The organism is Lutispora sp., assembly GCF_041687175.1.
Classification (GTDB): Bacteria; Bacillota; Clostridia; order Lutisporales; family Lutisporaceae; genus Lutispora.
The window spans coordinates 1-3,479 of sequence record NZ_JAWLCK010000195.1; the positions used below are offsets into that span (position 1 = coordinate 1).

General features: G+C 36.3%; 4 protein-coding genes and 1 pseudogene. All 5 read right to left on the reverse strand.

What is annotated here, in order from left to right; all coding sequences use genetic code 11:
• Nucleotides 1-764 (reverse strand): REP-associated tyrosine transposase (locus ACESM9_RS15075; protein WP_373000589.1); only part of this gene is annotated, 764 nt, incomplete at its 3' end.
• A 77-nt stretch (nucleotides 765-841) separates the two neighbouring features.
• Entirely contained in the window at nucleotides 842-970 is a 129-nt protein-coding gene (locus tag ACESM9_RS15080; RefSeq protein ID WP_373000593.1) for a hypothetical protein, read from the reverse strand.
• Between the two features lie 573 nt (nucleotides 971-1,543).
• The gene (locus ACESM9_RS15085) at nucleotides 1,544-1,774 is read right to left on the reverse strand and encodes a transposase (RefSeq protein WP_373000595.1); all 231 of its coding nucleotides are present in this window, start codon (nucleotides 1,772-1,774) and stop codon (nucleotides 1,544-1,546) included.
• Between the two features lie 446 nt (nucleotides 1,775-2,220).
• Entirely contained in the window at nucleotides 2,221-2,646 is a 426-nt protein-coding gene (locus ACESM9_RS15090; RefSeq protein WP_373000598.1) for a hypothetical protein, read from the reverse strand.
• A 13-nt stretch (nucleotides 2,647-2,659) separates the two neighbouring features.
• Nucleotides 2,660-3,479: pseudogene (locus ACESM9_RS15095) on the reverse strand (hypothetical protein); the annotation flags it as partial.

Sequence of the window (3,479 nt, forward strand, 5' to 3'; positions counted from 1 at the left end):
AGCCCTAAAACCCCTGCCATTTCACGGATTGATAAGGCTGATTTACTTCTTAGCTCCTTTATTATCTCACTTCTCATACTTGGGTTTATTCCTCTTAGGTTTTCTTTTTTTAGATTTCTTTCAACCAAGAGATTATCAAGATATGCTTCTGTCTCTTTTCTGTTTAGAAGAGTGAAGTCCATATCTTTATCCTCTGTATAATCAATAAATGTATCATCCGTTTCCTGTTTTGAAAATTCTATAAATAGTTCTTTCGCCCTCTGTTTATTCTCAGTGAATATACCAAGTACCATATCTTTGTCAACTGTTTTGGAGTGTGATTCAAGATCAGCATATATATTATAGCTGCTCCACTTATACTGCGAAGCACTTCTTACCAATCCAGCCTTAACCGGATTATTATGTATGTACCTTACTGCTGCAAGAAGATGTCTTTCAGATTCTATTACTTCACTTTTATATCTATCCTGAAAGACATGGCCTATCCTATCATATTTTTTATTAAAGTAACATGCATAGCTGGTATTTATTCTTTTCATTATCCTTGCAATTTCATTGCTACATTCTCTAATCAGCAAGTGCACGTGATTACTCATAAGGCAGTATGCATAGAGGTCATATTCATTCTCTGTTTTCTTTTTATACAATATATCTATGAACTTTTCTCTGTCGTCATTGTCAAGGAACAGGTCTTTTCTTTCATTCCCTCTTACCATGACGTGATATATTCTGCTTTTGCTAAGCTTTCTTCTAAACCTTGGCACAGGATTATCCTCTCTTTGCATGTTTTATCCATATTGTACCTAATAATGAAAAATGAGTCAAGGAACCGTCCCCTGACTCACATATCTCCTTTAAACCTTAACGTTCCGGCTATGTTGCCGATACTTGTGCCAGGATGGAGTTTTTCGGTATACCATATGGCTTTTTGGGGATGGGTTAGAGGATAATACTTTATAGAAGAACTCATATAATTCACCTTCTTTAAGATATGCATAATCTGCTATGTTATTATCAAATCAATTAACCAAACTATTTTTTATACTTTAAGACCTTTAATTCTATTTTTTGCATTTTATACCAATATTATATGATATTTGGATGTATATGACAAGATAGAGGTGTAGAACAGTTAGAGCAATGTGTTTCTGTTCCTTTCCCATTGATACCCTTCACACATTAGCGAAATTATATGTAATATTTTGCATATATATGTAAAGTTCACCTTGACTAAAATAAGAAGGTAGGATGTAAGACAGCAAAAAACTGCGAAAAAAGCGGATTCAAATCTGCTTTTTTTCATTAATAATGGAATGGTAAAATATTCATGATATAATCATAATACATACCAATATACTGGTAAACCGTCAGGGGGATTGATATGAAGGATGCTAATATAGTTAATAAGAGAAGAGGCGTAGAGGCGTATCCCACCCTTAGTGTTGGTCAGGTGCCTATAGTGCTTTACTCCGGTATATCAACTAAATAGTTATCTACCTTACCATAGTAATAATTGTAGCTTGAGAATTCATATTCTCCGGGTCTATCGACTATCCCTTAGCCCCTCATCATAAAACCTTGACTGCCACACCTTACCTGTCTTCCCAACAATCCTATTATACTTATTTCCAAAGTTCCCTTTTATCTTGTTCATTATTACCGATATATTGAACTCTGCTCCAGGCTGTATTATTGCATGAAAATGGTTCGGCATTATCACAAAGGCATATATCTTATAGTCTAGATAATACTTATAGAATTGCATGGTTACCATAAGCAGTTTACACGCTTTTTCATCTACGAATATCCTCTCTATCTTTTACTACCAACGTTACAAAATATCACGCACCTGGTTCTAAATATCTTCTTAATTTTGTCAAAGAATTAACCTCCTGTGGCTCTTTCTACATATTACCATAAGAGGTTAATTAATGCAACACTAAGGGTGGGCTACGTACTCTTTTACTGTACTGTGCCTTTGTAAGATACTTCTTTTTTTCCATTTCCCAGAAGGTGGCGTTGAAGCTGCCTTCTTCTGCTTCCCGGTAAGCATTTGCTCTTTCATTGGCTTTTTTGCGTATTTCGTCTCTAAAAAGAGGTGCCTATCACTCAACTTACTTGGCAATAGATCATCCTCTCTTTATGTATGTTTATCCATATTGTACCTAATAAAGAAAAAAAGAGTCAAGGAACCGTCCCTTGACTCATACATATATTGAGTTAATCCATAACCCTTGAATAAAGTAATTTTCTCGTGCAAACTGGACATGTATCATCACCAATTTCGTTAGTTGATATTTCACAATAAGGACAATTTTGATTCCATCCATTCTCAGCTGTTTTAGGGCCACTATAATTAAATAGTAAGGGATGACCTATATTATATAACGCTGAAAAAAATTCATACCTTGCTTCAGGTGAAATATCATACATATAGGTTGTATATACCCACAATCGTCCCGCTATCTTTTTAGGTCCCCTTTTTCGTAAGGATTCCTCTGTTAATTGAAATGGAGTCTTCAAAGGCCATTGTGACTCATCAAACCACTCATTTCTGAATTTAACCCAATCGTCAACTGTGTGTATATTTCGTTTTTGTTTATTATACTCGTCTAAATAATTCATAAAACTCGGTACATATACCATGTATAGCCTCCTATTATAGTAATTCTACCCACTCCCTCGATGGTGAGCTCCAATCATCTGTGGTTCGTATTGGAATAGATTTGGATGGTACACCATCCATCTCTTCCAGACGCATTAAAACACTTTCTAAGCTATCTGGCCCATCTTTGGGAAGTTTACCTGTCATATCTTTGACATTTACTGGTTTCATACCTGCTTTTGATAGGGCTGCTAATGATCTATTGTTTACTGCTACCTTTTGTCCATTAACCCAAATATATTTTATTTCGATGTCACTTGGCTTAATTATTCCTTTCTGTAATTTATCGACAATATCATTAATATCTGCTCCTTTGAAGATTCCCTCTTTGCTGAAGGTTGGTGATACTCCTTTTTGTCCAAATAATATTGGCTGACCTTTATTTATACCACGAGTTAAATTATATTTTTTCAACAATCTTTCTAGATTTGAACCAGCTTTACCTGCTTCCCTGGGAACTTTGATAAATCCCCGTTCATCCGCCAACAGCTCTTTGAGGCTCTTTCCTCCGATAATGTCTGCCTTTGGTACAAATTTAATCTTTGCTCCCTTTGCAAGTGTATAACCTGCCTTGGCCAGTTTGGTTACACCAACCGCTGTGAATCCGGCTCCAATCACTCCCTGGGTGGAATCTGCCAGATTCCCAGCCGTGGTATTTTCCAGGTTCATCAGATGCCCCGGCAGCTTGTATGCTTCTCCAAAGTCACTGAGGATTGCATTCCAAATACTTTGTGGCAGTTGACCAAGCTTTTTGGTTTCCTGGGCGTACCGTGTTTCGAAGAAGTCTTTCCAACTCTCGTATTCTGCCTTGCTC